20 protein-coding genes and 1 tRNA gene are annotated in these 24,087 nt (G+C 74.7%); 11 read left to right on the forward strand and 10 right to left on the reverse strand.

The window, feature by feature from the left end:
- From ACFP3R_RS16800 to ACFP3R_RS16810, 3 genes are all read right to left on the reverse strand, one after another.
- The coding region (locus ACFP3R_RS16800) for a GTP-binding protein (protein ID WP_380637145.1) at positions 1–1,066 on the reverse strand (1,066 nt) is incomplete at its 3' end.
- Positions 1,057–2,436, reverse strand: coding sequence for an L-seryl-tRNA(Sec) selenium transferase (gene selA / locus ACFP3R_RS16805; RefSeq protein WP_380637146.1), 1,380 nt, complete (start codon positions 2,434–2,436; stop codon positions 1,057–1,059). The genes ACFP3R_RS16800 and selA, both read right to left, overlap by 10 nt.
- A 129-nt stretch (positions 2,437–2,565) precedes the next feature.
- Positions 2,566–2,660: transfer RNA gene (locus ACFP3R_RS16810), tRNA-Sec, on the reverse strand.
- Positions 2,661–2,828: 168 nt separating this feature from the next.
- On the opposite strand from ACFP3R_RS16810, the gene selD reads away from it, so the two are divergent.
- Entirely contained in the window at positions 2,829–3,833 is a 1,005-nt protein-coding gene (gene selD / locus ACFP3R_RS16815) for a selenide, water dikinase SelD (protein WP_380637274.1), read from the forward strand.
- A 128-nt stretch (positions 3,834–3,961) separates the two neighbouring features.
- Here selD and ACFP3R_RS16820 read toward each other — a convergent pair whose 3' ends face one another.
- On the reverse strand, positions 3,962–4,900 hold the full coding sequence (locus ACFP3R_RS16820; protein ID WP_380637147.1) for a S1 family peptidase: 939 nt from the start codon (positions 4,898–4,900) through the stop codon (positions 3,962–3,964).
- A 135-nt stretch (positions 4,901–5,035) separates the two neighbouring features.
- Here ACFP3R_RS16820 and ACFP3R_RS16825 point away from each other — a divergent pair, with 135 nt between their 5' ends.
- The 6 genes from ACFP3R_RS16825 to ACFP3R_RS16850 all read left to right on the forward strand — a co-directional run bounded on the left by ACFP3R_RS16825 (position 5,036) and on the right by ACFP3R_RS16850 (position 13,723).
- A complete protein-coding gene (locus tag ACFP3R_RS16825) occupies positions 5,036–8,296 on the forward strand; it encodes a GH92 family glycosyl hydrolase (RefSeq protein ID WP_380637148.1) in 3,261 nt (1,086 codons plus the stop codon).
- Positions 8,297–8,421: 125 nt separating this feature from the next.
- Positions 8,422–9,966 carry an extracellular solute-binding protein gene (locus tag ACFP3R_RS16830; RefSeq protein ID WP_380637149.1) on the forward strand — a complete coding sequence of 515 codons (1,545 nt, stop codon included), beginning with the start codon at positions 8,422–8,424 and terminating at the stop codon, positions 9,964–9,966.
- 29 nt (positions 9,967–9,995) lie between these two features.
- Complete coding sequence (locus ACFP3R_RS16835; RefSeq protein ID WP_380637150.1) at positions 9,996–10,283, forward strand: hypothetical protein; 288 nt, start codon at positions 9,996–9,998, stop codon at positions 10,281–10,283.
- 166 nt (positions 10,284–10,449) lie between these two features.
- Positions 10,450–11,301: an alpha/beta fold hydrolase gene (locus ACFP3R_RS16840; protein WP_380637151.1), complete on the forward strand. Its 852-nt coding sequence runs from the start codon at positions 10,450–10,452 to the stop codon at positions 11,299–11,301.
- The gene (locus tag ACFP3R_RS16845) at positions 11,298–12,560 is read left to right on the forward strand and encodes a hypothetical protein (protein ID WP_380637152.1); all 1,263 of its coding nucleotides are present in this window, start codon (positions 11,298–11,300) and stop codon (positions 12,558–12,560) included. Before ACFP3R_RS16840 ends, ACFP3R_RS16845 begins: the two co-directional genes overlap by 4 nt.
- Positions 12,561–12,568: 8 nt before the next feature.
- Positions 12,569–13,723 (forward strand): SAM-dependent methyltransferase, encoded by a 1,155-nt coding sequence (locus tag ACFP3R_RS16850; RefSeq protein ID WP_380637153.1) that lies wholly within the window; start codon positions 12,569–12,571, stop codon positions 13,721–13,723.
- Here the strand turns inward: ACFP3R_RS16850 and ACFP3R_RS16855 are convergent.
- Positions 13,714–15,204 carry a hypothetical protein gene (locus ACFP3R_RS16855; RefSeq protein ID WP_380637154.1) on the reverse strand — a complete coding sequence of 497 codons (1,491 nt, stop codon included), beginning with the start codon at positions 15,202–15,204 and terminating at the stop codon, positions 13,714–13,716. The two genes, ACFP3R_RS16850 and ACFP3R_RS16855, sit on opposite strands and share 10 nt — an antisense overlap.
- Positions 15,205–15,288: 84 nt before the next feature.
- Positions 15,289–15,708, reverse strand: coding sequence for a hypothetical protein (locus ACFP3R_RS16860; protein WP_380637155.1), 420 nt, complete (start codon positions 15,706–15,708; stop codon positions 15,289–15,291).
- An 82-nt stretch (positions 15,709–15,790) separates the two neighbouring features.
- Between ACFP3R_RS16860 and ACFP3R_RS16865 the strand changes: the two genes are divergently transcribed.
- The 3 genes from ACFP3R_RS16865 to ACFP3R_RS16875 all read left to right on the forward strand — a co-directional run bounded on the left by ACFP3R_RS16865 (position 15,791) and on the right by ACFP3R_RS16875 (position 19,052).
- Complete coding sequence (locus tag ACFP3R_RS16865; RefSeq protein ID WP_380637156.1) at positions 15,791–16,474, forward strand: permease prefix domain 1-containing protein; 684 nt, start codon at positions 15,791–15,793, stop codon at positions 16,472–16,474.
- A 750-nt stretch (positions 16,475–17,224) separates the two neighbouring features.
- Positions 17,225–18,115, forward strand: coding sequence for an AAA family ATPase (locus ACFP3R_RS16870; RefSeq protein WP_380637157.1), 891 nt, complete (start codon positions 17,225–17,227; stop codon positions 18,113–18,115).
- Between the two features lie 58 nt (positions 18,116–18,173).
- Entirely contained in the window at positions 18,174–19,052 is an 879-nt protein-coding gene (locus ACFP3R_RS16875; RefSeq protein WP_380637158.1) for a DUF4082 domain-containing protein, read from the forward strand.
- A 231-nt stretch (positions 19,053–19,283) separates the two neighbouring features.
- Here the strand turns inward: ACFP3R_RS16875 and ACFP3R_RS16880 are convergent, their stop codons facing one another.
- The 4 genes from ACFP3R_RS16880 to ACFP3R_RS16895 all read right to left on the reverse strand — a co-directional run bounded on the left by ACFP3R_RS16880 (position 19,284) and on the right by ACFP3R_RS16895 (position 23,078).
- Positions 19,284–19,808: an NlpC/P60 family protein gene (locus tag ACFP3R_RS16880; RefSeq protein ID WP_380637159.1), complete on the reverse strand. Its 525-nt coding sequence runs from the start codon at positions 19,806–19,808 to the stop codon at positions 19,284–19,286.
- A 131-nt stretch (positions 19,809–19,939) separates the two neighbouring features.
- Positions 19,940–20,485 (reverse strand): signal peptidase I, encoded by a 546-nt coding sequence (lepB, locus tag ACFP3R_RS16885; protein WP_380637160.1) that lies wholly within the window; start codon positions 20,483–20,485, stop codon positions 19,940–19,942.
- A 234-nt stretch (positions 20,486–20,719) separates the two neighbouring features.
- The gene (locus tag ACFP3R_RS16890) at positions 20,720–21,721 is read right to left on the reverse strand and encodes an alpha/beta hydrolase (RefSeq protein WP_380637161.1); all 1,002 of its coding nucleotides are present in this window, start codon (positions 21,719–21,721) and stop codon (positions 20,720–20,722) included.
- Positions 21,722–21,728: 7 nt separating this feature from the next.
- Entirely contained in the window at positions 21,729–23,078 is a 1,350-nt protein-coding gene (locus ACFP3R_RS16895; RefSeq protein ID WP_380637162.1) for a cytochrome P450, read from the reverse strand.
- 133 nt (positions 23,079–23,211) lie between these two features.
- On the opposite strand from ACFP3R_RS16895, the gene ACFP3R_RS16900 reads away from it, so the two are divergent.
- Positions 23,212–24,081: an SAM-dependent methyltransferase gene (locus ACFP3R_RS16900; RefSeq protein ID WP_380637163.1), complete on the forward strand. Its 870-nt coding sequence runs from the start codon at positions 23,212–23,214 to the stop codon at positions 24,079–24,081.
- Positions 24,082–24,087: the final 6 nt, after the last annotated feature.

The raw sequence follows: 24,087 nt of genomic DNA on the forward strand, positions 1-24,087 counted from the left end.
CGCCGGCCAGGTCCGCGCCGCGCCGCCGGGCCGCCCCGCGCCTGGCCAGGGCGGGCGGGCGCACGTCGAGGGCGAGCACGCCGGCGGTGATCCGGTGGCGGCCCGGGTCGCGCAGCAGGCCCCGGTCACCCGCGCGCAGCGGCAGCGACCGGGCCAGGACGACCCGGGCGGTGTCCGGGCCCAGCGGCCGGACGTGCACGGGCACGGCCGCCGAGCCGACGTGCAGCACGAGCCGGGTGGGCACCCCCTCCACCGACGCGCTCAGCCGCACGTCCACCTCGCGGGTCCCCACCCACGCGCCGGGGGTCAGCAGCGCGTCACCGCGCCCCACCCGGTCCCGCTCCACGCCGCGCAGGTTCACCGCGACCCGCGCGACGCCCCGCACCAGGTCGACCGGCTCGCCCAGCGCCTGGAGACCCCGCACCGGCACGCGCGCCCCGCCCACCTCCAGCTCGTCGCCGACCCGGATCGTGCCCGCGCCGAGCGTGCCGGTGACCACCGTGCCCGCACCGCGCACGGTGAACGAGCGGTCCACCCACAACCGGACGTCGGCGGCCGGGTCCGGTCCGGGCAGCGCGCGCGCCACCGCGTCCAGCCCGGCCCGCAGCTCCGCCAGGCCCGCGCCGGTCGCCCCGCTCACCGCCAGCGACCGCGCGCCGGCCAGCGAGGTCGCCGCCAGCCGCTCGCGCGCCGCCGCCAGCGCGGGTCCGGGGTCGGCCAGGTCCGAGCGGGTCACCACGAGCAGGCCGTGGCGGACGTCGAGCCCGTGCAGCGCGGCCAGGTGCTCGGTCGACTGCGGCATCCACCCCTCGTCCGCGGCCACCACGAACAGCGCGGCGGGCACCGGTCCCACGCCCGCCAGCATGTTGGCGGTGAACCGCTCGTGGCCGGGCACGTCGACGAACGCCACCGGTCCGGCGGGCAGGCGCGTCCAGGCGAACCCCAGGTCGATGGTCAGCCCGCGCCGGCGCTCCTCGGCCCAGCGGTCCGGCTCCATCCCGGTCAGCGCGCGGATCAGGGTGGACTTGCCGTGGTCCACGTGGCCCGCGGTGGCGATCACCCGCAACCCGGCACCCCTCGCTCCGGCACCTCTCTGGCCGGCACCCCTCTGGCCGGCACCCCTCTGGCCAGTGCCTCTCTGGCCGGCACCCCGCACCGCAGCACGGCTTCCCGCAGCCGGTCGTCATCGGCCGGGTCGACGGTCCGCAGGTCGAGCAGGCACCGGCCGCGCTCGACCCGGCCCACCACCGGCGGTCGCCCACCGCGCAGCGCCGGGGCGTACCGCTCGGGCAGGCTCACCGCCGCGCTCGGCAGCTCCACCCCCGGCGCTCCCCCGCCACCGACGGCCGCCGCGCTGGGCCCCGCCGTCGCGTCCACGCCCCGGTCGGCCAGCGCCCGCGCCAGGTCCCGGGCCCGCGCCAGCAGGTCGTCGGCCTCCGCACCCAGGGCCCGCGCGACCGGCGGCGGCGGACCGAGGAGCGTGGCCTCCAGGGCGGCCAGGGTCAGCTTGTCCACGCGCAGCGCGCGGGCCGCCGGGTGGCGGCGCAACCGGTGCACCACCTCGGCGTCGCCCAGCAGCAGCCCGGCCTGCGGGCCGCCCAGGAGCTTGTCGCCGCTGGCCGTCACCACCGCCGCCCCGGCGCGCAGCGCGCTCGCCGCGTCCGGCTCGTCGGGCAGCAGCGGGTGGGGTGCGAGCAGCCCGGAGCCGATGTCCACCACCAGCGGCACGCCCAGACCCGCCAGCTCGTCGATCCCGGGCGCGCTGGTGAAGCCGGTGACGCGGAAGTTCGAGGGGTGCACCCGCAGCACGAAGCCGGTGTCGGGGCCGATCGCGTCGGCGTAGTCGCGCAGGTGCGTGCGGTTGGTGGTGCCGACCTCCCGCAGCCGGGCGCCGGTCGAGGCCAGCAGCTCGGGGATGCGGAACCCGTCGCCGATCTCCACCAGCTCGCCCCGGCTGACCACGATCTCCCGACCGGGCGCGAGGGCCATCGCGCACAGCAGCAGCGCGGCGGCGTTGTTGTTGACCACGTGCACGTCACCCGCGTCCGGCACGGCCGCCGCCAACGCGGCCAGCACCCCGCGCCCGCGCCGGGCCCGCTCGCCGCCGACCAGGTCGAACTCCACGTCGGTGCAGCCGGCCGCGTCGGCGATCGCCGCCACCGCGGCGGCCGACAGCGGCGCGCGACCCAGGTTGGTGTGCACGACGACCCCGGTGGCGTTGAGCACCGGCCGCAGCGAGGACGCGCCGGCGGGCAGCGAGGTCAGCGCGGCGTCGACCACCTCGGCGGGCGCGATCAGCCCCTCGCGCGCCCGCTGCTGGGCCCCCACCACGGCGGTCTTGACCCGGCCCCGGCCCAGCGCCGCCACGGCGGGGGCCAGGCGCGGGTCGGCCAGGACCCGGTCGGTGCGCGGGATGGCGCGCCGGGGGTCGGCCACGGGCCCGGCAGCCGAATCGCCGGCAGCCGGTCCGCCGGCCACCGACCCACCGGCCGCCGGTCCGCCGGCCGCCGGTCCGCCGGCCCTCGAACCACCGGCAGCCGAACCACCGGTCACCGGTCACCGCCATGGCGGAGGCGGACGGGAATCGAACCCGCCAGCGACAGGTCCTGCCGCTCAACGGTGTTGAAGACCGCGCCGGCCACCAGGCCGGATACGCCTCCTCGTGCCATCGCCCAATCCTGCCAGTGCCCCCCGCCGCGCGCGCGACGGGTCCGGCCGACCTGACAGCGCCCGCCGCCCCTGCGCACCGGAGGCAGGGCCACCGCCCCGGCGCGGAGCGAGGCGGCCAACCGGTTCCCGCGGTGCGCGAGCCGGACCGGTCGGCCAGGCTGGCACGCGTGACTCGACCCAGGCTGACCCAGTACGCCCGCGGCGGCGGGTGCGCGTGCAAGATCCCTCCCGGCGAGCTGGAGGAGGTGGTGCGCGGCCTGACCGGGGCCGCGCCCCGCGACCCGCTCGGGCAGCTGGTCGTCGGCCTGGACCACGGCGACGACGCCGCCGTGGTCACCATCCGCGACGGCCTGGCGCTCATCGCCACCACCGACTTCTTCACCCCCGTGGTGGACGACCCCTTCGACTGGGGCCGGATCGCCGCCGCGAACGCGCTGTCCGACGTCTACGCCATGGGCGGCCGACCGGTGCTGGCGGTCAACCTGCTGTCGTGGCCGCGCGAGCTGCTGCCGTTCGAGCTGGCCGCCGAGGTGCTGCGCGGTGGCTTGGAGGTCTGCGCGGAGGCCGGGACGCACCTGGCGGGCGGGCACAGCGTGGACGACGCGGAGCCGAAGTACGGGCTCGCGGTGACCGGCATCGGCGACCCGGACCGGTTGCTGCGCAACGACGCCGGCCGCCCCGGGGTGCCGCTGTCGCTGACCAAGCCGCTGGGCGTCGGGGTGCTCAACAGCAGGCACAAGGCGACCGGCGAGGTGTTCCCCGAGGCGGTGGCGTCGATGGCGCGGCTCAACCGGGACGCCGCGCGGGCCGCGCTGGACGCGGGCGCGGTGTGCGCCACCGACGTCACCGGGTTCGGGTTGCTGGGCCACCTGCACAAGCTGGCCCGCGCCAGCGGGGTGACCGCGGTCGTGGACGCGGCCGCGGTCCCCTACCTGGACGGCGCGCGGGAGGCGTTGCGGGACGGGTACGTCAGCGGCGGCACGCGCCGCAACCTGGACTGGGTGCGCCCGCACGCCGACCTGGGCGCGGTCGACGAGGACGAGGCGCTGCTGCTGGCCGACGCGCAGACCTCGGGCGGGCTGCTGGTCGCGGGCGAGGTGCCCGGCGCGCCGGTGGTCGGGGAGCTGGTGCCCCGGGGTGAGCACACGATCGTCGTCCGCTGAACCCGCTGAACCCGCCACCCGCTGAACCCGCCGGAGCCCCCGCAGCCGCCACGCGGCAGCGGCGGGCGGCAGCGGGCGGCAGCGGGCGGCAGCGGCGGCGGCAGTCGCGCACCAGCCCGCCGGCCCCCTCAACCCCCCAGACCACCCACCACCGACCCGACCCACTCCGCGTAAGCGGGAACCAGCGTGTAAACCCCACCATCCCCACAAGGGCGCACCGCGCCGTCCGTGGCCCGCGACGTCGCACCCGCCAGCAACCACCGATCCCCCACCGACACGTAAGCCGGCCCCCCGCTGTCCCCGTTGCAGCTGTCGCGGTCGAGACCGGGCGCACCCGCCACGAACTCGGTGTCCGGGTGCGCGCCGTACCCCGGCAGGCGCCCGGCCAGCGGCACGTCCACCACCCGCCGACGCCCGTACCCGACGCGACCCTGGAAATCGGTGTTGCCGTACCCCACGAGCCGGACGAACGACGCCCCCGCCAGGGCCCCTGCCGGCGCGATCGGTCGCGGCGCGGTGTCGAGGGGTTCGGCCAGCAGCAGCACCGCGATGTCCCCGTACGGCCCGGACGAGCCGTACGACGGGTGGACCACGGCCTCCCGCACCGCGACCACGCGCCCCGCGCCGGTCGCCTTCACGTCCTCCCCGGAGAAGACCCGCCGCCCGCAGCCGCCCCGCGCGCAGTGCGCCGCGGTCACCACGGCGCCGGGCGCGACGAGCGTGCCCGAGCAGCACCACCCGGTGGCGCTGCCGACGGCCACGCAGTCGGGGAAGTCGGACGTCGGCACCCCGCCGACGATGCGGCGCCGGTCGGCCACCACCTCGCGGAGGTTCGCCAGGTACGTGCGGTCGGTGTAGAGGTCGGGCGCGGACAGCGGCGCGTCCCGCTCGACCGGCCGGCCGGCGGCCTCCCGCGCCAACAGCACCGGGTCCTCGGCGTCCGCGAAGCGCGCGGCCTGGTTGAGCAGGGTCTGGAACGCCAGGGCGAACCGGGTGTCGTCATCGCCCGCGACGACCCGCGCCAGCTCGGCGGCGGGACCCCGCAACGGGTCGGCGTCTTCGGTCAAGGCTCGGCTCCCTCGGTCGGGTGTCACCCCGTCCGGGTACCCCGTTGACCCCCGGCCCGCACGCGTTGTCCGGTTGACGACAGGAATCGCTCACCCTGTGGGGTTGACCGACCACGCTCAGTACGGTCGGGGACCATGCAGCGAACAAGCGTCCTGGCCCTCGTGGCCACCCTGCTGGCGCTCGGTGCGGCACCGGTCACCGCGCAGCCCGACGCCCGGGTGGTCCCCGACCCCGCCGCCCACGTCGACCCGCTCATCGGCACCGGCAACCAGGGGAACACCTTCCCGGGCGCGGTCGTGCCGTTCGGCATGTTCTCCTTCAGCCCCGAGGGCACCCGCGGCAACACCCTGCGCGCCGCGGCGCCCGGCGGGTACCGGCACGACGCCACCCGCCTGCGCGGCTTCAGCCTCACCCACATGTCCGGCACGGGCTGCGCCGGCGGGTCGGGCGACGTGCCGATCTTCCCGCACGTCGGCACGGTCACCACCAGCCCGACCACCGACGCGAAGGACGAGGTCTACGCGAGCGACTTCAGCCACGCCGACGAGGTAGCGCGCCCCGGCCGCTACGACGTGGCGCTGAAGTCCGGCGCGAGGGCCGAGCTGTCCGCGACCACGCGCACCGGCGCGGCCCGCTTCACCTTCCCCGCCGAGCGGCCCGCCACCGTGCTGGTGCACACCTCCAAGTCCCAGGTGGGCAGCAGCGACGCCCGCACCACCGTGGACGCGGCCACCCGCACCGTCACCGGTTCGGTGACCAGCGGCAACTTCTGCGGCTACATCAACCAGGAGGGCCGCCGCAGCTACTATACGCTGCACTTCGCCCTGGAGTTCGACCAGCCGTTCACCGAGGTCGGCACCTGGCGCGACGACGTGGTCACCCCCGGGTCGACCACCACGAGCGGCGGCACCACCTACGGCAGGAACGGCTGGCCCGTGCCGGGCAAGGGCTCCGGCGCCTACCTCGGCTTCGCGCCGGGTTCGACGGTCACCGCGCGCGTCGGCATCTCCTACGTCAGCGCGGACAACGCCCGGCGCAACCTGCGCGCGGAGAACGACGGCCTGACCGTCGAGGACGTGCGCGACAACGCCTACCGCGCGTGGCAGGAGCAGTTGCGGCGCGTCGAGGTCGGCGGCGGCTCGGACGGCGACCGGACGAAGTTCTACACCGCGCTCTACCACTCCCTGCTGCACCCCAACGTGTTCAGCGACGTCAACGGCGAGTACGCGGGCGCGGACGGCAGGACGCACCGCGTGCGACGGCCGCAGCGCGTCCAGTACGGCACGTTCTCCGGCTGGGACGTGTACCGCTCCCAGCTCCAGCTGCTGACCCTGCTGGAACCCGGGATCGGGTCGGACATCGCGCAGTCCCTGCTCAACCAGGCCGAGCAGAACGGCGGCGTGTGGGACCGCTGGACGCACGCCAACGGCGGCACCCACGTGATGAACGGCGACCCGTCGCCACCGGCGCTGGCGGGCATCCTCGCCTTCGGCGGCGACCGGTTCGACGTGCGGCGGGCGCTGGCGTCGCTGGTGCGCGCGGCGACGCGGCCGACACCGCTGGACCTGAGCAAGGACGGCTGGGCGGTGATGTCGGTGGGTCAGCGGCCGTCGCTGGACAAGTACCTGCGGCTGGGCTACATGCCGTCGGTGTCCAACGCGTGGGGCGGCGCGGCGGAGACGCTGGAGATGTCCGGCGCGGACTACGCGATCAGCCGGCTGGCCGCGCGGGTGGGCGACCGCCGCACGCAGCGCGAGTTCGCCGCCCGCGCCCAGTGGTGGCAGCACAACTACGACCCGGTCGCCGACGAGACCGGCGGCTACCTGCGCAACAGGGGCGAGGACGGCACGTGGGCGCCGGACTTCGAACCCGACACCGGCCACGGCTTCGTCGAGGGCACCAGCGCGCAGTACACGTGGATGGTGCCGCACAACGTGGCGGGCCTGGTGGCCGCGCTCGGCGGCCCGGAGCGGGCGAACGCGCGGCTGGACGACTTCTTCCACCACGAGGACGGCACCTGGGCGCTGGCCCGCGCGGGCGGCACGAAGTCCGCGCTGGACAACGAGCCCTCGCTGAACGCGCCGTGGCTCTACAACTACACGGGACAGCCGCACAAGACCCAGCAGACCGTGCGCGAGGTGGTGAACTCGCTGTGGACCACCGGACCCGGCGGCATCCCCGGCAACGACGACCTCGGCGCGATGTCCTCGTGGTTCGTGTTCGCCTCCATCGGGCTGTACCCGCAGGTGCCGTCGCGGGCCGAACTGGTCGTCGGCAGCCCGCTGTTCACCTCGGTGAAGATCAACCGCGGCGGCGGCCGGGACATCACCATCACCGCGCCGGGCGCGTCGCCGCGGGCGATGTACGTGCGGGGCCTGGAGGTGGACGGCCGGGCGAGCACGAAGCCGTGGCTGCCGGAGTCCTTCGTGGAGCGCGGCGGCCGGTTGGCCTTCACCCTGGCCGAGACGCCCGACCCGACCTGGGGTTCCGCGCCCGGTGACGCGCCGCCGTCGTTCCGCGAGGGCGAGCGGCCCGTCCGGCACGACCAGCCCTACCACCTGAAGGTCGAGCCCGGTGACCCCGTGGTGGCGCCCGGCGCGACGCTGGCCGCGCGGGTGGTGCCCACCAAGCTCTACGAGGGCGACCCGGCGGCCACCTACACCGTGACCGGTCCGCCGACGCTGTCGTTCGACCCGCCGTCCGGCGCGGTGCCCGGCGGGTTCTCGATCACCGCCGCGCCCGGCGCGCCGCGGGGCTTCCACCCGGCGACCGTGACGGTGGCGGTCGAGGGCGCGGACCCGGTGGTGCTGCCGCTCGTGGTGAAGGTGGCCCCGGAGGGCAGCATGTTGGCCGCGGTCGACAACACCGGCACCTCCGAGGACGAGACCGGCGACGGCGACTTCGACGGCGGCGGGTACAGCTACTCTCGCCAGGCGCTCGCCGCGGCGGGCCTCGCGCCCGGCGGCACGGGCGCCGTGGACGGCCTGTCGTTCCGCTGGCCCGACTCGCCCGCCGGGCGGCCGGACAACGCGGTGGCCGACGGGCAGCGCCTGGACGTTCCCGGCACCCGGCTGGCGTTCGTCGGCGCGGCCACCAACGGCGCGCGGGCGGCCACCGCCACGGTGACGTTCACCGACGGCAGCACCGCGCCGGTCGAACTGGGTTTCAGCGACTGGACGCTGGGCGGCGGCGGCAACTCCCCCGCCCACGGCAACGCGGTCGTCGCGACCACGCCGTACCGCAACCAGAGCGGGGGCGGCAGCGAGGAGGTGGCCACGCACATCTTCGCCACCAGGACGTTCACCGCGCCGGCGGGCAAGGTGCTGCGCTCGGTCACCCTGCCCGTCGACGAGGACCTGCACGTGTTCGCGATTGCCGCGGAATGGAATATGTGATCGAACAATTGATCGGCACCGCGGTTGTGCGGGTCTGAACAACGGAATCACGACACACCATTCGGCTGTTTGACACTCCCCCCGGTCGCTGTTATCCATGTGATCACACCGACCGGGGGGTTGGCATGACCGAGTCCGAGGGCCAACGACGGCCGGGCTACCGCTTTGTGCTCATGTTCCTGTTCGCGGCCGTGACCGCCGCGGTGACCTCGGTGTCCGCGCGCCTGGTGGCGGACGTGAGCCAGTGGTGGCGGCCCGGCGGGGCCGGTTACCTGGCGGCGACCGCGGTGATGCTCGTGCTGTCCGGCGTGCTGATCAACTCGCTGCCCCGGGTGCTGGGCGACCTCCGGCGCTGGGAGGGCTCCGCCGCCGCCTTCGCCAAGCAGTTCGTGGACGTGCTGGGCGGCGGGCGGAAACGGGCCGGGATCGTCGTCACGGTGGTCGTGCTGGGCCTGGGCAGCTACTTCCTGCTGCCCTCCGCGGACGGGCTGGAGCCCGGCGAGCTGGTCATCATGGCGGCCGAGGACCTGAGCCCGGACGACCCGCGCCGGACGCTGCTGGGCCAGTGGAACGCGACCCACCCCGCCAACCCCGCCAAGATCGTGAACGCGGTCGGCGAGACCGACGAGCAGTACGAGCACATGGTCAACGACGCCAAGCCGGACGGCAAGCACGAGGCCGACGTCTACCTGCTCGACGTGGTGTGGATGGCGCAGTTCGTCGACGAGGGCTACATCCGCGAGCTGGACCGGTCCCGGCTCGGGGCGGTCGACCTGGACGACTTCGTGGACAAGGTGCTGCGCACCGGCGAGCGCGAGGGGCAGGACGGCAAGCTGTGGGCCCTCCCGCTCAACACCGATGTCGGGCTCGTCTACTACCGCACCGACATCCCCACCCCCGTCGAGCCCGCCACCTGGGACGACCACTCCGGGATCACCGCGCGGACCGCGCCGATGGCGGTCCACGCGTTCCAGCTGTCCGGTGAGATGGCGACCATCACCTCGCTGGAGGCCATCTGGGCGGAGGGGGGCGTGGTGGTGCAGGACGACGGCCGGATCAGCCCCACCACCGACGGGGACCGGGCGCGCTTCGCCGACAAGGACAACGCGGGGCTCCGCAAGCTCAACACCGCCACCAGGGACCCCGCCCTGGCCCCGGGCGACCCCGGCCCCGGGGACACGAACGCGGGCGACGCCGTCAACCAGTTCGTCGAGGGCCGCGCGCAGTACATGCGGAACTGGGCGGTGGCGCACGAGCAGCTCACCGACCGGCAGCGCGAGCTGGACGAGAACGGCATCACCTTCCGCGTGGCCGCGCCGCCCACCCCCAGCGTGCTCGGCGGGCAGAACCTCGCGATCTCCGCGCACAACGAGGACAAACCGCGCGCCGCGCAGGCGCTGATCGAGTTCATGACCAGCGCGCAGAGCCAGCTGATCCTGTCGGAGATCGGCGGTTTCGCGCCCGCCCGCGACTCGGTCTACGAGCTGCTCAAGGGAGAGCAGTTCAGCAGCGTGCGCAACGCCCTCCGGGACGCCCGGCCGCGTCCCGCGATCCCCTGCTACACGCGGTGGAGCAAGGACTTCCGCGACGGCGTCCGGGACGTCGTCGGCCCGGACGACGAGGTGTCGGACGAGGTGGCCGAGAAGCTGACGGGCGCCTGCCAGGGGTGAAACGCCGGCCGATCGGGTACGCCGGGGACGTGACCGAACGAGAACCCCTGGACCTGGGTGCCACCGAGCTGTCCGCCGAGGAGGAGGCCCGCCTCCGGCGCGAGCACGACCTGGACCGACCCGAGACCTTCGACCGGCGCAACGGCGTGGACGAGCGGGCGGCGACGCGGGCCACCCTGCTACCCGAGGAGCGGGAGACCGGCAGCGCCGACCCGGAGGCGCAGGCCCGCGAGGTGCTGCGCGACTCGGACGTGCGCACCGAGATCCCGGAGTCCGCGCCGGACACCGTGTTCGAGCGACGGCGCTCCGACGACTGACCGGACATCCCCGGACATATTCCCCCGATTATTCACATTTCTCACTCGATCGGATTATCAAGGACCGGCTAACGCCACGCCGACCGCGCGCGAAATCCAGGACAGGCGCGGTTCGTCGGGCGGCCCGGTCCGGCGTCGCGCTCATTCGCACCGCCGAAGGAGCGCCATGCGCTACCCGACGAGGACCGAGGGCGGCATCCGCTACCTCGACGCCGGACCGGAGTCCCCGACCGGCGTCACCCACCTGCTCGTGCACGGCCTCGGCGGGTCGCTGGAGCAGTGGACGGCGGTGGTCGACGAGCTGAGGCCCACCACCCGGGTGGTCGCGATCGACATCCCGGGCTTCGGGCACAGCCGCACCCGCCGGGGCCACTTCGCGGTCCCGGACGCCGTGCGGGACATCTCCGGCTTCCTCGACGCGCGCGGCATCGACCGGTGCGTGGTCGTCTCGCACTCGATCAGCTGCGTGGTCGCGGCCGGGCTGGCCGCCGCCCGGCCGGCCGGGGTGACCAAGCTCGTCCTGGTCAGCGGCGCGCTGGTGCGGGCCTCGGAGCTGGCGCAGCACCCGGGACTGGCGCTGCGGGACCCGGCGCTGGGCCTGGCGGTGGCCGCCCAGTTCGCGGCGGGCGTGGTGCCGGTGCCGAGGGTCCTGCTGACCGCGCTGGCGGCCTCCCGGCTGCTGCGCACCGCGACGCTCTGGCCGTTCGTGGCGAGCCCGACCGGGGTGCCGACCGAGCACCTGGTGGAGGCGCTGTCCGGCAGCGGCAGCCTCGCCGTCCTGCGAATCCTGCTGTCCGCGCACTCGATCGACCACCACCGCCTGCTGGCCGCGGTGGAGCAGCCGGTGGAACTCGTCGTCGGCGACCGCGACCGCCTGATCAGCCCGAGCGACGTCGCGCGGCTGCGGGCGATCATGCGGGTCACCCGGGTGTCGGTGATCCCCGACTGCGGCCACTGGCCCTGGCTGGAGAACCCGGCGGAACTGGCCGCCCTGATCACCTCCCCGGAGCGCGCATGACCGGCAGGATCGCCACCGAGGACTTCGACCCGTTCCGGTTCTCCCTGCTCTACCGGAACGTCAAGCGGCTGCACACCGGGTGGCTGGCGCTGCCCGCGGTGGCGATCGTGGGCGTGCTCGTGCTGGTGTGCCTCGCCGAGGGCACGTTCGGCGGCCCGGCCGACTTCCAGCCGGTGGCCGACACCCGGCGCGCGGTCGGCGTCCCCGAGCAGGCCAGGTCGGCGCCCAGCTTCCCGTTCATGCGCGACATCGTCAGCTGGATGCTGGTGGTCATCGTGATCACCGGCGCGGTCCTGCTGCACCGCCAGTGGCAGCACCTGGCGAGGTGCCTGTCCGGGCTGGCCGGGAACGGCGTGCTGGTCGCGCGCGACCGGCCCAGGTCCAACCTGCTGTCCAGGCTCCTGCGGGTGGACCGGATGACCGCGGGCACGCCGCCGGAACGGGCCCTGGACGCCGTCGTGACCCGGGTGATGGCGCCGCTGGAGCGGCGGAGCGCGGGCCTGCTGCTGTGCCTGAGCGTGGTCGCGCTGGTGCTGACCATCCTGCTGGTGCTCGGGCTGGAGAACAACGTGTTCCACGTGCTGGCCCCCACCGGCCTGGACGAGGAGGCGAAGGCCGAGTGGACGCGCCAGGCTTACTCCAGCTGGTGGGCGGGCAAGCACCACATCGCCGGGCACATCCTGTACTGGGTGCTGGCCGTGTTCGCGATCTTCATCATCCTGAACTTCCAGGTGGTCGGCGTCATCGCGGTCTACCTGGCGGTGGCGATGCAGTTCGTGGTGCGGCCCTCGGCCGACTGGCTCAACCGCGACGGCCGGTACGGCTGGGCGCCGCTGGCGCGCGTGTACCGCACCGTGGTGTGGTCCAACGCCCTGCTGGGCGTGACGCTGACCATCGTGCTGGCCTCGCTGGGCATCGACAACTACGGCTGGGTCGCGGTGCTGGTCGTGGTCTACATCCTGCTGGTGCCGCTGTGCGTCGTCGTGCCGTGGCTGGTGTTCCGCAGGGCGGCGGAAGCCGCGCGCGACGCCCGCGCCGAGGTTCTGGCCCGACTGGTCGACCAGCGGGGCCTGGACATCGACTCCGACCTGGAGGCGCTGGCGCCCATCGTCGCCGAGCTGGAGCGGTGCCGGTCCGCGCGGATCCGGCCGTTGCGCCTGGGCACCGCGTCCTACTCGACGTACGTGGTGCTGGCCGTCCTGCCGGTCCTGCTGACCGCCGCCCAGATCTTCCTCCCGCTGACGTTCGGCACGCGTTAGGAGTCCCCGTGAACGATGTCACCACCATTCGGCCGATCGCCCTGCGCCACCGCGACTACTACGCCACCCGCCCGGCGGTCTCCTTCGCCGTGCGGGTGGCCTCCGGCCGGACCTTCGAGGTCGGGCCGGGCGACCCCCGCTTCACGTTCGTGGCGCGCGACCGGCGCGGCGAGGAGGCGCTGGCCTCGCTGGACCAGTTCCGGGTCGCCGTGGCGTACCTGGAGGGCTGGCTCGACGTCGAGGGCGACCTGGTGTCCGCGCTGGCGATGCGCGGGTTCTTCCGCGACTTCCACCCGCTCGTGTGGCTCGGGAAGTTCGCGCCGAGCCTGCTCGGCGCGGGCGCCGCCGACGACCGCCGGACCATCTCCTCCCACTACGACCGGGAGAGCGAGTTCTTCCTGACCTTCCTCGACCGCCGGCACCGGTGCTACACCCAGGGCTCGTTCGCCCACGACGACGAGCCCCTGGAAGACGCGATGACCCGGAAGCTGGACCTCGCCCTGGCGTCGCTGGACCTGCCGGCCGACGCGCGCGTGCTGGAGGTCGGCGGCGGCTGGGGCGCGTTCCTGGAGCACGCCGGGCGGCGCGGCGTGGAGGTCACCGCGCTCACCCTGGCGGCCGAGTCCGAGCGGTTCCTCACCGGGCTGGTGGCGCGCCAGGACCTGCCCGTCACCGTGGTGCGGCAGCACTTCCACGAGTACCGGTCCGAGCGGCGGTTCGACGCGGTGGTCAACATGGGCGTGACCGAGCACCTGCCCGACTACGGCCGGTCGCTGCGCCGGTACGCGGAACTGCTGGAGCCGGGCGGGCGGGTGTACCTGGACGCGTTCGCGATGCGCTCGCGCCACCGGATCTCCACGTTCATGACCAGGCTGGTGTACCCGGGCCGCTCCACGCCCCTGCTGCTGCACCGGTACCTGGCGCACGTGGCCCGCTCGCCGTTGCGGCTCGTCGAGCTGCACGACGAGCGGCACAACTACTTCCTGACCTGCCGCGAGTGGGCACGCCGGCTCGACGCCGCCCGGGACGAGGTCGTCGAGCGGTGGGGGCCGGCGCTGCACCGCCGGTTCCGGCTGTTCCTGTGGGCCTCCGCGCTGGGGTTCGACAGCGGGCTGCTCCAGGCGTACCGGTGGACCCTGGAGCTGCCCGCCGATCACCGCTGAGGTCGGTGGCGCATCACGACGAGGTCGCCGTGCCCGCCGTAGCCGAGGACGGGCTCGGCGTACTGCGTGCCGTCGAACGTGATCAGCCACCACTCGCGGCCCACGGGCACGATCACGGGGTGCGGGATGTTGGTGCCGTAGGGCGCGTCCAGGGTGCCGAGTTCGCGCATCGACAGGTCGTAGACGGGGTAGTCGCGGGCGTCGCCGTCGCTGGCGAGCACGTACCAGTCGCGGCCGACGCGCTGGATGATCGTGCCCTCGGTCTGGTCCACGGTCCGGTCGGCGCCGACCAGGCGCAGCGACTCGGCGTAGTCCGCGCCGCGCGGTCCGACCGCGAGCGCCGGGTGGAACACGAACGCGGGCTGCTGCGCCTCGCTCTCCACGAACGCCAGGTGCCACCGGCCGTCGATCCGGGTCAGCGCCGGGTCCCAGGAGCTGACCGCGGTCGGCAGCGGGACCCGCTCGGTGCGCAGCACGTGCACGCCGCGCAGGACGTCGGCGGTGGTGGTGGCGTGGCGGATGTGCACGCCGCGGAAGTCGAAGTCGCCCCAGGAGCTCATGAGCAGGATGAACCGGCCGGTGCGGTCGTCGAAGACGATCTGGCCGGCGTGGTCGCCGACCACCACGCCGTCGCGCTCGAAGAACAGGACGGCGACCTGCTCCAGCCTGGTCGGGTCGGCCAGGTCCAGGGTCCAGACCGCCCAGTGCGCCTGCTGGAAGAACCCGAGCCCGGCGTTGGTCATGGTCAGGTAGAGCTTGCCGCCGCGGGTGAACGGGCGGCCGTCGGCGTGCTGCACCACGTGCGGGTCGCGGACCCCGGCCTGCCCGAAGTAGCCGGCCCGCACGCGGCCGAGCCGGACCGACCCGTCGCCGCGCCCGCCGTAGGCGTACTCCAGCGCGCCGAGGACTGCGGGGACCCGCAGGTCGACCAGGGCCCGCACGGCGTCGCGGGCGGTCACCAGCGGTTGCCAGCCGGTGCCCGTGCCGGTGGGGTCGACGAGCACGGTGACGGCGTTCTCGTTGACCACCACGGCGAGCCGGAAAGCGCCTCGGACCTGCACGGGGGCCGAGGCGACCACGGTGGTGGCCCCGCCCGCGGTGACCTCGATCGAGGCGCGGCCGGCGGCGGGGTCGACCACGCCGAGCACCGACGTGCCGCCGCCCGCGAGCCCGGCGACCACGGCGCCCGCCCCGTCCACCCCCGCGACCTCCACCAGCACCGACGCGAACGGCGCCCGGGGGCGCACCCCGGTGCCGACCAGGGTGGCGAGGGGGCCGGTGGACCGGCCGACGGCGCTGTCGTACTGCACGAAGCGCGGTGCGACGAGGTCGAACGGCCGGAACTTGTGGGTGATCGAGAAGTGCAGGTCGAACGGCGTGAGCGCGGGGGCCGCCGTCGCGGGGAGGGTGCCGAGGAGCGTCGACGCCGCCCCCACGACCCCCGCCGTGCCCACGTGGCGCAGCAGTTCCCGTCGCTCCATGCCCGACCTCCCAGAACGTCGTTGGTCACCGAGTAACCATGTGTTACCCCTTGCGGTGGAAAAACGCCAGGGCCGGTCGGGGGCTCACGCGCCCGTCGTGGAGCCGGGGCGCACGACCATCAGCACCACCACGACCGCCCACAGCAGGTTGAACGCGCCGGTGAACGCGGCCAACCGGCCGGCGAGCCCGTCCCGGCCCGCCAGGGTCCGCCGCTGCGCGGGCAGGATGCCCAGCGCCAGCAGGCCCGCGGCGACCGCGGTCAGCGCGATCGACACCAGCAGCCACGCGTCGCCCAGGACGCCCATCGACGCGCCGGTGGCGAGCCCGAGGACGGGGACGGCGACGCCGACCGCCGCGTACGTGCGGCAGGTCCGGTGCAGGAAGGCCGCGACACCGGTCGCCGGCCCGCGCGCCAGGCGGGGGAACAGCGAGGCGGCCACCGTGATGGGCCCGACGGCCAGCACCGCGGCGAGCACGTGGGCGGAGAGCAGGAACTTGGACACCGGGGATCTCCCGTCGACGGCTGTATAGGTAGACAGGCAATGCATACCAGGACCACGTACGACTTGTGTAGGCTGCCTACCCATGAAGGCAACCGCGCCGGGCCGCCCCGCGAGCGCCGACCCGGTGACGGACTACGTCACCGCCCTGGCCGACGCCCTGCGCGGCCCGGCGCGGGTCAAGTCCGCCCTGATGCGCGAGGTCCACGACGGCCTCACCGACGCGGTCGAGGCGCAGACCCGCCGCGGGGTGCCCCGGACCCGCGCCGCCCGGCACGCGCTGCGCGAGTTCGGCGCCGCCGACGAGCTGGCGCCGTCGTTCCAGCGGGAGCTGACCCTCGCCCAGACGCGCCGCACCGCGCGGGTCCTCGGGGTCACCGTGCCGGTGCTGGTCGTGTGCCACCTGCTCGTGCACACCGCCGCGCCGGGCGCGGGCCCGGGCTCGGACTGGCGGCTGGGCGCGCTGGCCGCGCACCTGGGCGCCGTGGCGACCACCGCCGGCCTGCTCACGGTCACCGCGCTGGCCGCCACCGGCCCGCTGACCCGCCTGCTGCCCACGCCGCACCGGCTGCCACCCGCCGTCGCCTGGACCGCCACCGCCGCCTCGGTGGGGATGGCGCTGGCCGCGGTGGCGCTGGCGGTGGTCTCGGCCCTGTCCGCGAACTGGCCGGTGACCTCGCTCGCCTGCGTGCTCGCCGCCGTGTCGCACGCGGCCGCCGCGACCTCCGCCCGCGCCTGCCGGGAGTGCGCGCGGGCCGTCAACCGGTAAGACCGCGCCCGACCGGGGCGGGTGTCGGCCCGGCTCCGGCTCCCGGCTCCCGGCTCCCGGCTCCCGGCTCCCGGCTCCCGGCTCCCGGCTCCCGGCTCCCGGCTCCCGGCTCCCGAGCGCAGCGTTCCACCGCCCCACCGAGGGACCCGCGGCACGATCGCGCGGTCGACCAGCCGCCCGCCGCGACCGGACTGAGACCGAGGACACGTCCCAGGGGTGAAACAAGAACCCCCTCACTGCCGTTATTACGAGTGGTCGGTGCGGTCCGTGTCCCCCGGGCCTCACCTAATGGGCCTTCGCGGAATACCGTTCAGCTGGAGCCGCGCAGTGCCACTCGCCGAGAGGCGACCGCCGCGCCGACCCCTCAACCCGCCCCCGGCCGCAACCTCCCCCCAGCGCGGCCGGGGGCTGCCCCGGTCCCGAGCCGCCCTCCCCCCGGTGCGGCCGGGACCGCCCCTTCTCCGGCACCGCCCGCTCGACTTCACAGAGCGTGGCGGTCTCGTCGCACTCATCCTGGAAGACCCTGCCCCGCAGAGCCGCGACGGCCCTCGGCGCGAGCCTCGCGCCGAGAACCACCCCGGTCACCGCGCTGGAGCGACCTGAAATTCGTCGGACAGGCCGGTCGCGCCCCGACCGGGCGGGCGGGGACCGGCAGGCCCCGCCCCCCGTCCACAGTGGACTTCATCTCGGATCGCCCGGTCCTCGCGGGCGATCCGGTGCCCGGTCGGCGCGTCCCGCTACCCTCCCCCGGTGGACGACCTCCCGCTGCACCCCTCCGCCGAAGCCGCCGTCGGGACCGACGGGGTGGTCCGGGACCTGGCCGGCGACCTGGCGGGTGCCCTGTCCGACGCCGACGGGATCGCCGCGGAGCTGCTGGACCGGCTGGGGGCCGACCCGCTCCCCGGCGCGGTGGCGCGGGCCGACCTGCTGGCCGCGGCATCGCTGGAGGCCGACCGGCTCGGCGACGTGCTCGTGCGGCCGGAGCACCTGGTGCTCGGGTGGGCGCGGGCGACCGGCTCCGGGCTGGAGCACGTGCGCGGGGAGCTCCAGGGGCTGATGGCCGACCACGCGCAGGCGCGGTACGGGGCGCTGCGGCCGGTGCCCCGCGCGGACGCCGCGCGACCGCCCAGGGCGGTGCTGCTGGCCGGCGTGCCCGGCACCGGCAAGAGCACCCTGGCCGAGGCGCTGGCGTGGCGGCTGCGGGCGCCGGTGTTCTCGATGGACTGGCAGCTCGGCGCGCTCGTCCCGTTCGGCGCGCTGCGGCTGGACAACACGGGCCCGCTGGCGGAGACGAACCTGATCGCGTCGACGGCCCGCCAGCTCCAGCTGGGCCTGGACGTCGTCGTGGACGCGACCGGGCACCGCCGGGAGGCACGCGACCGGTTGCGGTCGGTCACCGAGCGGTTGGGCGGCGTGTTCGTCGGCGTCGAGTGCGTCTGCTCCGACGAGGAGGTCCACCGCGGCCGGGTCGAGGGTCGGGCGCGGGGCATCCCCGGCTGGCACGAGACCGTGTCCTGGGAGCACGTGCTGCGCGTCAAGGCCCTGTGGGAGAGCTGGGACGAACCCCACCCGGTCGTCGACTCGGCCGTGGAGTCGCCCGGAAGCGCGCTGCTCAGGGTGCTGGCGGCGGTGGGGGCGTAGCGGAGGGCGGGTTCCGGACGATCTCGTCCAAAGATCCCCGCTACACCGAGGAGAACGCGTGTCCCGCTTACCGAAGCTGCTCGCGGCGATCGCCGCCGGCACCCTGCTCCTGACCGGCCCGGCGCACGCGCAGGACGCGCCGTCGGCCACCGTCTTCACCCCGACGACCCAGTCTGGCGTCGAGGTCGGCGTGCCGCTGCTGGTCACGGGCAGCTCGTTCAGCGCCAACCCGCAAGAGATCATCGCCACCGAGCTGACCTTCGACGGCGGCGAGACGTGGGTGACCACCGAGCTGATCCGCGTGCTGTCGTCGTTCCGCACCGACTGGCGGCACACCCACACGCCGGAGGTCGCCGGCGAAGTCACCATCGCCGCGCGGGCCGTGACCGCGGCGGGCCCCGGCCCGACCGGTCCGGCGGTGACCGTGCACGTGGGCGGGGCGACCGTGCCGCAACCGCTGAACTGCTCGATCCGGTGCGAGTTCATCTCGCACCACGCCCCGGAGGTCGACGACGCCGACACCCTCCCGGTCGAGGTGGGCGTGCGGGTGCGGGTCGACCGGCCGGGCCAGGTGCTGGGCGCGTCCCTGCTGCGCGGCGCGCACCGGGGGCCGATCGTCCTGCGGATGTGGTCGGAGGACGGCGAACTGCTGGCCGAGCGCACGTGGGACCACCCCGGCCGGATGGCCGAGATCGACTTCCCGACCCCCGTGCCGGTCGAGCCGGGTCACGACTACGTGGTCTCGTACTACACGCCGCTGGGCGGCTACTCGACCTCCGAGAACTACTTCACCGGCACGGCGGTGCGGGCCCCGTTCACCGCGCCGCACAACGGCACGCACGGGGCGGGCGTCTACCACTACGGCGTCGGCGGCGGCTTCCCGACCGACAGCTGGCACGACAGCACCTACTGGGTGCAGCCCGAGTTCCGGGGCTGAGCACGGGGTCCGGGCCGGGCAGGCAGGGCAGGCCGGGCAGGCAGGCCAGGCAGGCCAGGCAGGGCGGGCGGCGGGAGCACCACGCCGCCCGCTCCACCCCTACCCCACCCCCTCCCCGCTCTTGCCTTGCCCGCCCTTCCCCTGCCCTCCCCTGCCCTGCCCTCCCCTGCCCTGCCCTCCCCTGCCCTGCCCTCCCCCGACCGGTCGATCCCGGCTCACCCCGCCGCGCGGTCAGCCAACGATCCGGTCGTACCGGATCGGCGTGTACCGGGCGGCCGTCTCCGGCGACCATGCGCGCTCGACCACCGGTTCACCATCGGGACCGGTGTGCTCCCGCACGACCGGCCGCGTCCTCGCCCCGTCCTCCCACCGGACGAACAGGGCCACGTGACCCGGGCTGTTGAGCGCGTCACCCGGCATCAGCTCCTCACGCGGGATCTCGCGGCTGACCTCACCGAGCCCGCTGGTCGGGCGCGAGCGGTCCAGGCCCCAGGCCAGCGAGACGAACCCGGAGCAGTCGGTGCGGTAGCTGCCGTGCTCGTTCTCGTGGCAGGCCCGTTGGCTGTAGGGCACGTGCGCCTCCAACCAGGTCCGCGTCCTGGCGAGGGCTTCCTCCCGGGACGTCGAGCGGTCCTCGGTGTACGCGCCGCACGCCTGGAGCGCGTCCGGCGCGTCGGCGAACGCGGTCGGCGCGGCCGGCGAGGTCAGCAGGGCGGCGCAGGCGAGAACGGCGGCCGTGGCGGTGCGGGTGGTCATCGTGCCCTCCGGTGCTGGGGGTGGCCACGGGCCGACCGGCCCGTGGCGCTTCGTCGTCCCCCGGTTTCCCGGCACCTGTCCGGGATTGCGCCAAACCACCTGCCCGGGTACTCGTCAGCGGCGGGTACGCCTCACGGGCCGGCGACCGCCGTCAGCGCGGGCGGGTCGACGTCGCCGAACTCCGGCAGCGGCCAGGTGCGCCACCACACCACCCCGGTCACGTCCCCGGCGGGCACGAAGCCGTACTCGCGGGAGTCGGTGGACATCGTCGGGTTGTCGCCGAGCACGAAGAAGCTGCCGGGCGGCACCACCGCCACCGCGTCGATCCCGCCCCGGCCGTCGGCCGCGCAGCACACGCCGGGGTCGCCGCCGGGCGACATCGCCAGCCACTCCCCCGACGCCGGGCGCACCCGGACCTCGCCGCCGGTGATGCGCACCTCGTCGCCCGGCAGCCCGAGGACCCGCCGCACCGCGGTGGCGTTGCCACGTGTGCGGAGAGTGATCAGGTCGAGGCGTTCCGGAGTGCCGTCGAAGGAGAGCACCCGGTTCCCGGACCGCAGGGTCGGGTGCATCCCGTCGCCCGACACGGGGGTCGACAGGACCACCGCCGCCAGCGCCACCACCAGGAAGAGCGACACCCCGCCACCGAACAGCGCGGCTGTGGTCCGTCCGCGCACCCGATGCCCCTCCCGCCGACCCCGACCGCCGCACGGGTCGACCTTGCGGAGACCCGAAGTTCACGCAGGGTAACTCACGACGGGCCGAGTCCGCACTAATGGGGTATGGCGGTGGGCTGGACGGCGGTACGGGAGCACAGCGACGCGGGGGCGGTGCGGAGGTCCTCAAGCGCGGCGGACCCCGCACCGCCACTCAGCAGCCCACCTGAGCCAGCCCACCTCAGGCAGCCCACCTCAGCGACCCACCTCGTCGAGCGCCCACCCGGCCACCGCCGAGTAGTACTCCCGCGCGTTCGGCGCCAGGTTGATCGAATGGCCGTACCCCGCCAGCACGAAGGTCCGCAGCGGAGCCGTGTAGTACGGCGCCTCGGCCGCCAGCACCGCCTCCGCCGACGAGCAGTCGGTGGCCAACGGACCGCACACCGCGCTGTCCCGGCTCCCCACCACCGACAGCACCGGCACCGTGATCAACCGGCTGTACGGCAGCAGCACCGCCACCCCGAGCCCGTCCACCGCCTCGGTCGGCGAGAACACGTCCTTGAGCGACTCCTCCAGCTCCGCCACCCGCCGCACCAGGGGACCGGGCGCGTGGAAGCTCGCGTACCGGGTCCCGGGCGCCGTGGTCAGGTAGCCCAGCGGGTGGAGCAGGCCGAACTTCGGGTCCAGGTTGGCGGGCCGGAAGTTCGCGAACGCGCCCACCACCCCCGGCGGGTTCACCCGGTGCGTCATGCCGGTCACCAGCACGCCGTCCACGTCCCGGTAGGTGCCGGCCTCGATGACGGCGATCGCCGCGCCGAGCGAGTGGCCGCCGACGATCACCCGGTCGAACCTCGGCCCGTACGCGCCGGTCCGCAGGCCGCCCACCACCTGGTGCACCACGTCGGCCTGGGTGAACGCGGTCAGCGTCACCGCCAGGGGCTTGGAGCTGCGGCCGGTGCCGAGGCGGTCGATGGTGAACGTGGCGAAACCGGCCTCGTTCTGCGCCACCCGGAACGAGTGCGCGCCGTCGGGGAAGTCCCAGTAGGAGCTGTTGTAGGTGGCGCCGGGGATCAGCAGCTGGACGGTCGCCGCCCCGGCCGGGGTGCAGAGGGTGCCGCGCACGACCTCGCGCTTGCCGAGCGCGGTCACCGGCGCGTCGACGTCGCGGCAGGCCGCCGGACCGGTCGCGGCCGAGGCGGGCGTCAGGGACGACGCCACCAGCAGGGCGACCAGGCCGACGGCGAGTGAGTACCGCAAGGAGGACCTACCTCCATCGTGATCGGGAACGGGACCGGGGGGTCATCGGCAGGCGGTTGGGGTACAGCAGGCCGTTCACCCTGGGCCGCACCGGTTTTCCCGGCACGGGGACGAGCCGCCAGCGGGCGGCGACGGTGGCGGCCACGAGCGCGATCTCCATCTGCGCGAACGCGTGGCCGGGGCAGTGGTGCAGGCCGCCCGCGAAGGGCACGTAGGCCCCTTTGGGCACGGTCGCGGCGCGCTCGGGCAGCCACCGGTCCGGGTCGAACTCCCCCGGCCGGTCGTGGTAGCGGGGGTCGTGGTGCAGGGCGTGCGGGCTGAACCCGACCTCGGCGCCCGCGGGCAGCTCCACGTCGCCCAGCCGGACGGCGCCGGCGGTGCGCCGCAGCATCAGCCACAGCGGGTACACCCGCAGCACCTCGTCCACGACGCGCCGGGTGTACGGCAGCGAGCGCAGGTCGTCGATCGTCGCCGGCCGGCCGTCGAGCACCCGGTCCACCTCGGCGTGCAGCCGCTCGGCCACCTCCGGGTGCCGGGCCAGCTCGTGGAACAGCCAGGACAGCGCGGTGCCGGTGGTCTCGCTGCCCGCGGTGAGCAGGGTGACCACGTGGTCGCGCACCTGGTGCGCGCCCATCGGCTCGCCGGTGTCCCCGTCGCGCGCGGAGAGCAGCACCGACAGCAGGTCGTCGCGGTCGCCGCAGGAGGAGCCGATCACCTCGTCCACCACGCGGTGCACGTGCGAGACCGCCTCGTCGAACCGCCGGTTGGCCCGGATCGGCAGCCTCTCCAGCACCGCCGGGGACAGCGCCCGGACCACGCCGAGCCGGATGAGCGTCGGGGTGTGCTCCCGGACCTCCGCGCTGATCCGCGCGTCGAAATCCGTCGAGAACAGGGTTCGGCCGACCACCGAGATCGCGAGGTCCTGCATCGCCCGGTCCACGTGCACCGGGAGTCCATCCCGCCAGGAATTCGCTAGTTCACCGGCCAGGGAGGTCATGGTTTCCGAATAGCGCACCAGGAACCGGCGGTGGAAGGCGGGCTGGATCATCCGGCGCTGCCGGCGGTGGAAATCGCCGTTCGTGCTCACCAGGCCGTCGCCGAAGGCGCGCCGGAGTTTGTCCACGAAGATGCCCTTCTCGAACACCTCGTCGACCAGCACCCGATCCGCCAATTCGGCCGTGGTGACCACGTGCAGCGGCAGTCCTCCCAGGTAGACCCGCACGACGGGACCGTACTCCGACAGCCGCGCGGTAAACGCGAGCCGTTGTCGCAACAGGGCCGCGGTGTGCCCCAGCACCGGTAATCGGCCCGGTACCCCGCGTTTTCCGGCGTCGCCGGTTTTCGGGCTGGCGGTCATCGCGCGCCGCTCCTCCTCCAGCCGAGCATTGACGGTGAGCACTCTATGCACCGTTCGGACGCCCGCGGGATCGCGCATTCGAGTTAAGTTGTTGCCTCCCCTGGTGCCGGCGGCCCACAGGCGGTTGGATGTCATGGATCAACCCCATGCCCAGCGTAAAAGTGCGGAGTGCGCCGTGAGCGACCTCGATTGGGTCCCCGAAGGCATCGACACGACCGTGCCCAGCATCGCCCGCACCTACGACTACCTGCTCGGTGGCGCGCACAACCTGGCCGTCGACCGCGCGATGGCGGAGAAGGTCGTCGCGGCGCTGCCCGGCACCCGCGACCTCGTTCGGCTGAACCGGGCGTTCCTCCGCCGTGCTGTCACCCATCTGGTGGAACAGGGGGTCCGGCAGTTCCTCGACATCGGCTCGGGCATCCCGACCGTGGGCAACGTGCACGAGGTCGCCCGCGGCCTGGACCCGCGGTGCCGGGTGGTCTACGTCGACAAGGACCCGGTCGCCGTCGCGCACAGCGGGCTGCTGCTGGCCGGCGACCCGAACTCCACCGCCGTGCAGGCCGACCTGCGCGAGCCCGACGACCTGCTGGCCAGACCGGAGGTCACCGGGCTGCTCGACTTCGACGAGCCGGTCGCGCTGCTGCTGCTGCTGGTCGTGCACTTCATGACCCCGGAGGACGACCCGGTCGGGCTGCTGGCCCGCTACCGCGACCGGTTGGTGCCGGGCAGCTACCTGGTCGTCTCGCACGCCACCGCCGACGGCCGCCCCGGCACCATGCGCCGCGCGGCCGAGCAGGTCCGGGAGAGCCGGTCGCGGGACAACCTGGTCTACCGCACGCACGAGGAGGTCACCGGGTTGTTCGCCGGCTACGAGCTGGTCGAGCCGGGCGTGGTCGGGTGCGCGCTGTGGCGGCCCTCGGGCGCGGGCGACGTGGCGAACCGGGCCGAGGACAACACGCAGGTCTGGGTCGGCGTGGGCCGCAAACCGGTCGGCGGCGGCTGAGGTGAC

The sequence above is a fragment of the Saccharothrix lopnurensis genome, assembly GCF_042658445.1.
GTDB lineage: Bacteria > Actinomycetota > Actinomycetes > Mycobacteriales > Pseudonocardiaceae > Actinosynnema > Actinosynnema lopnurensis.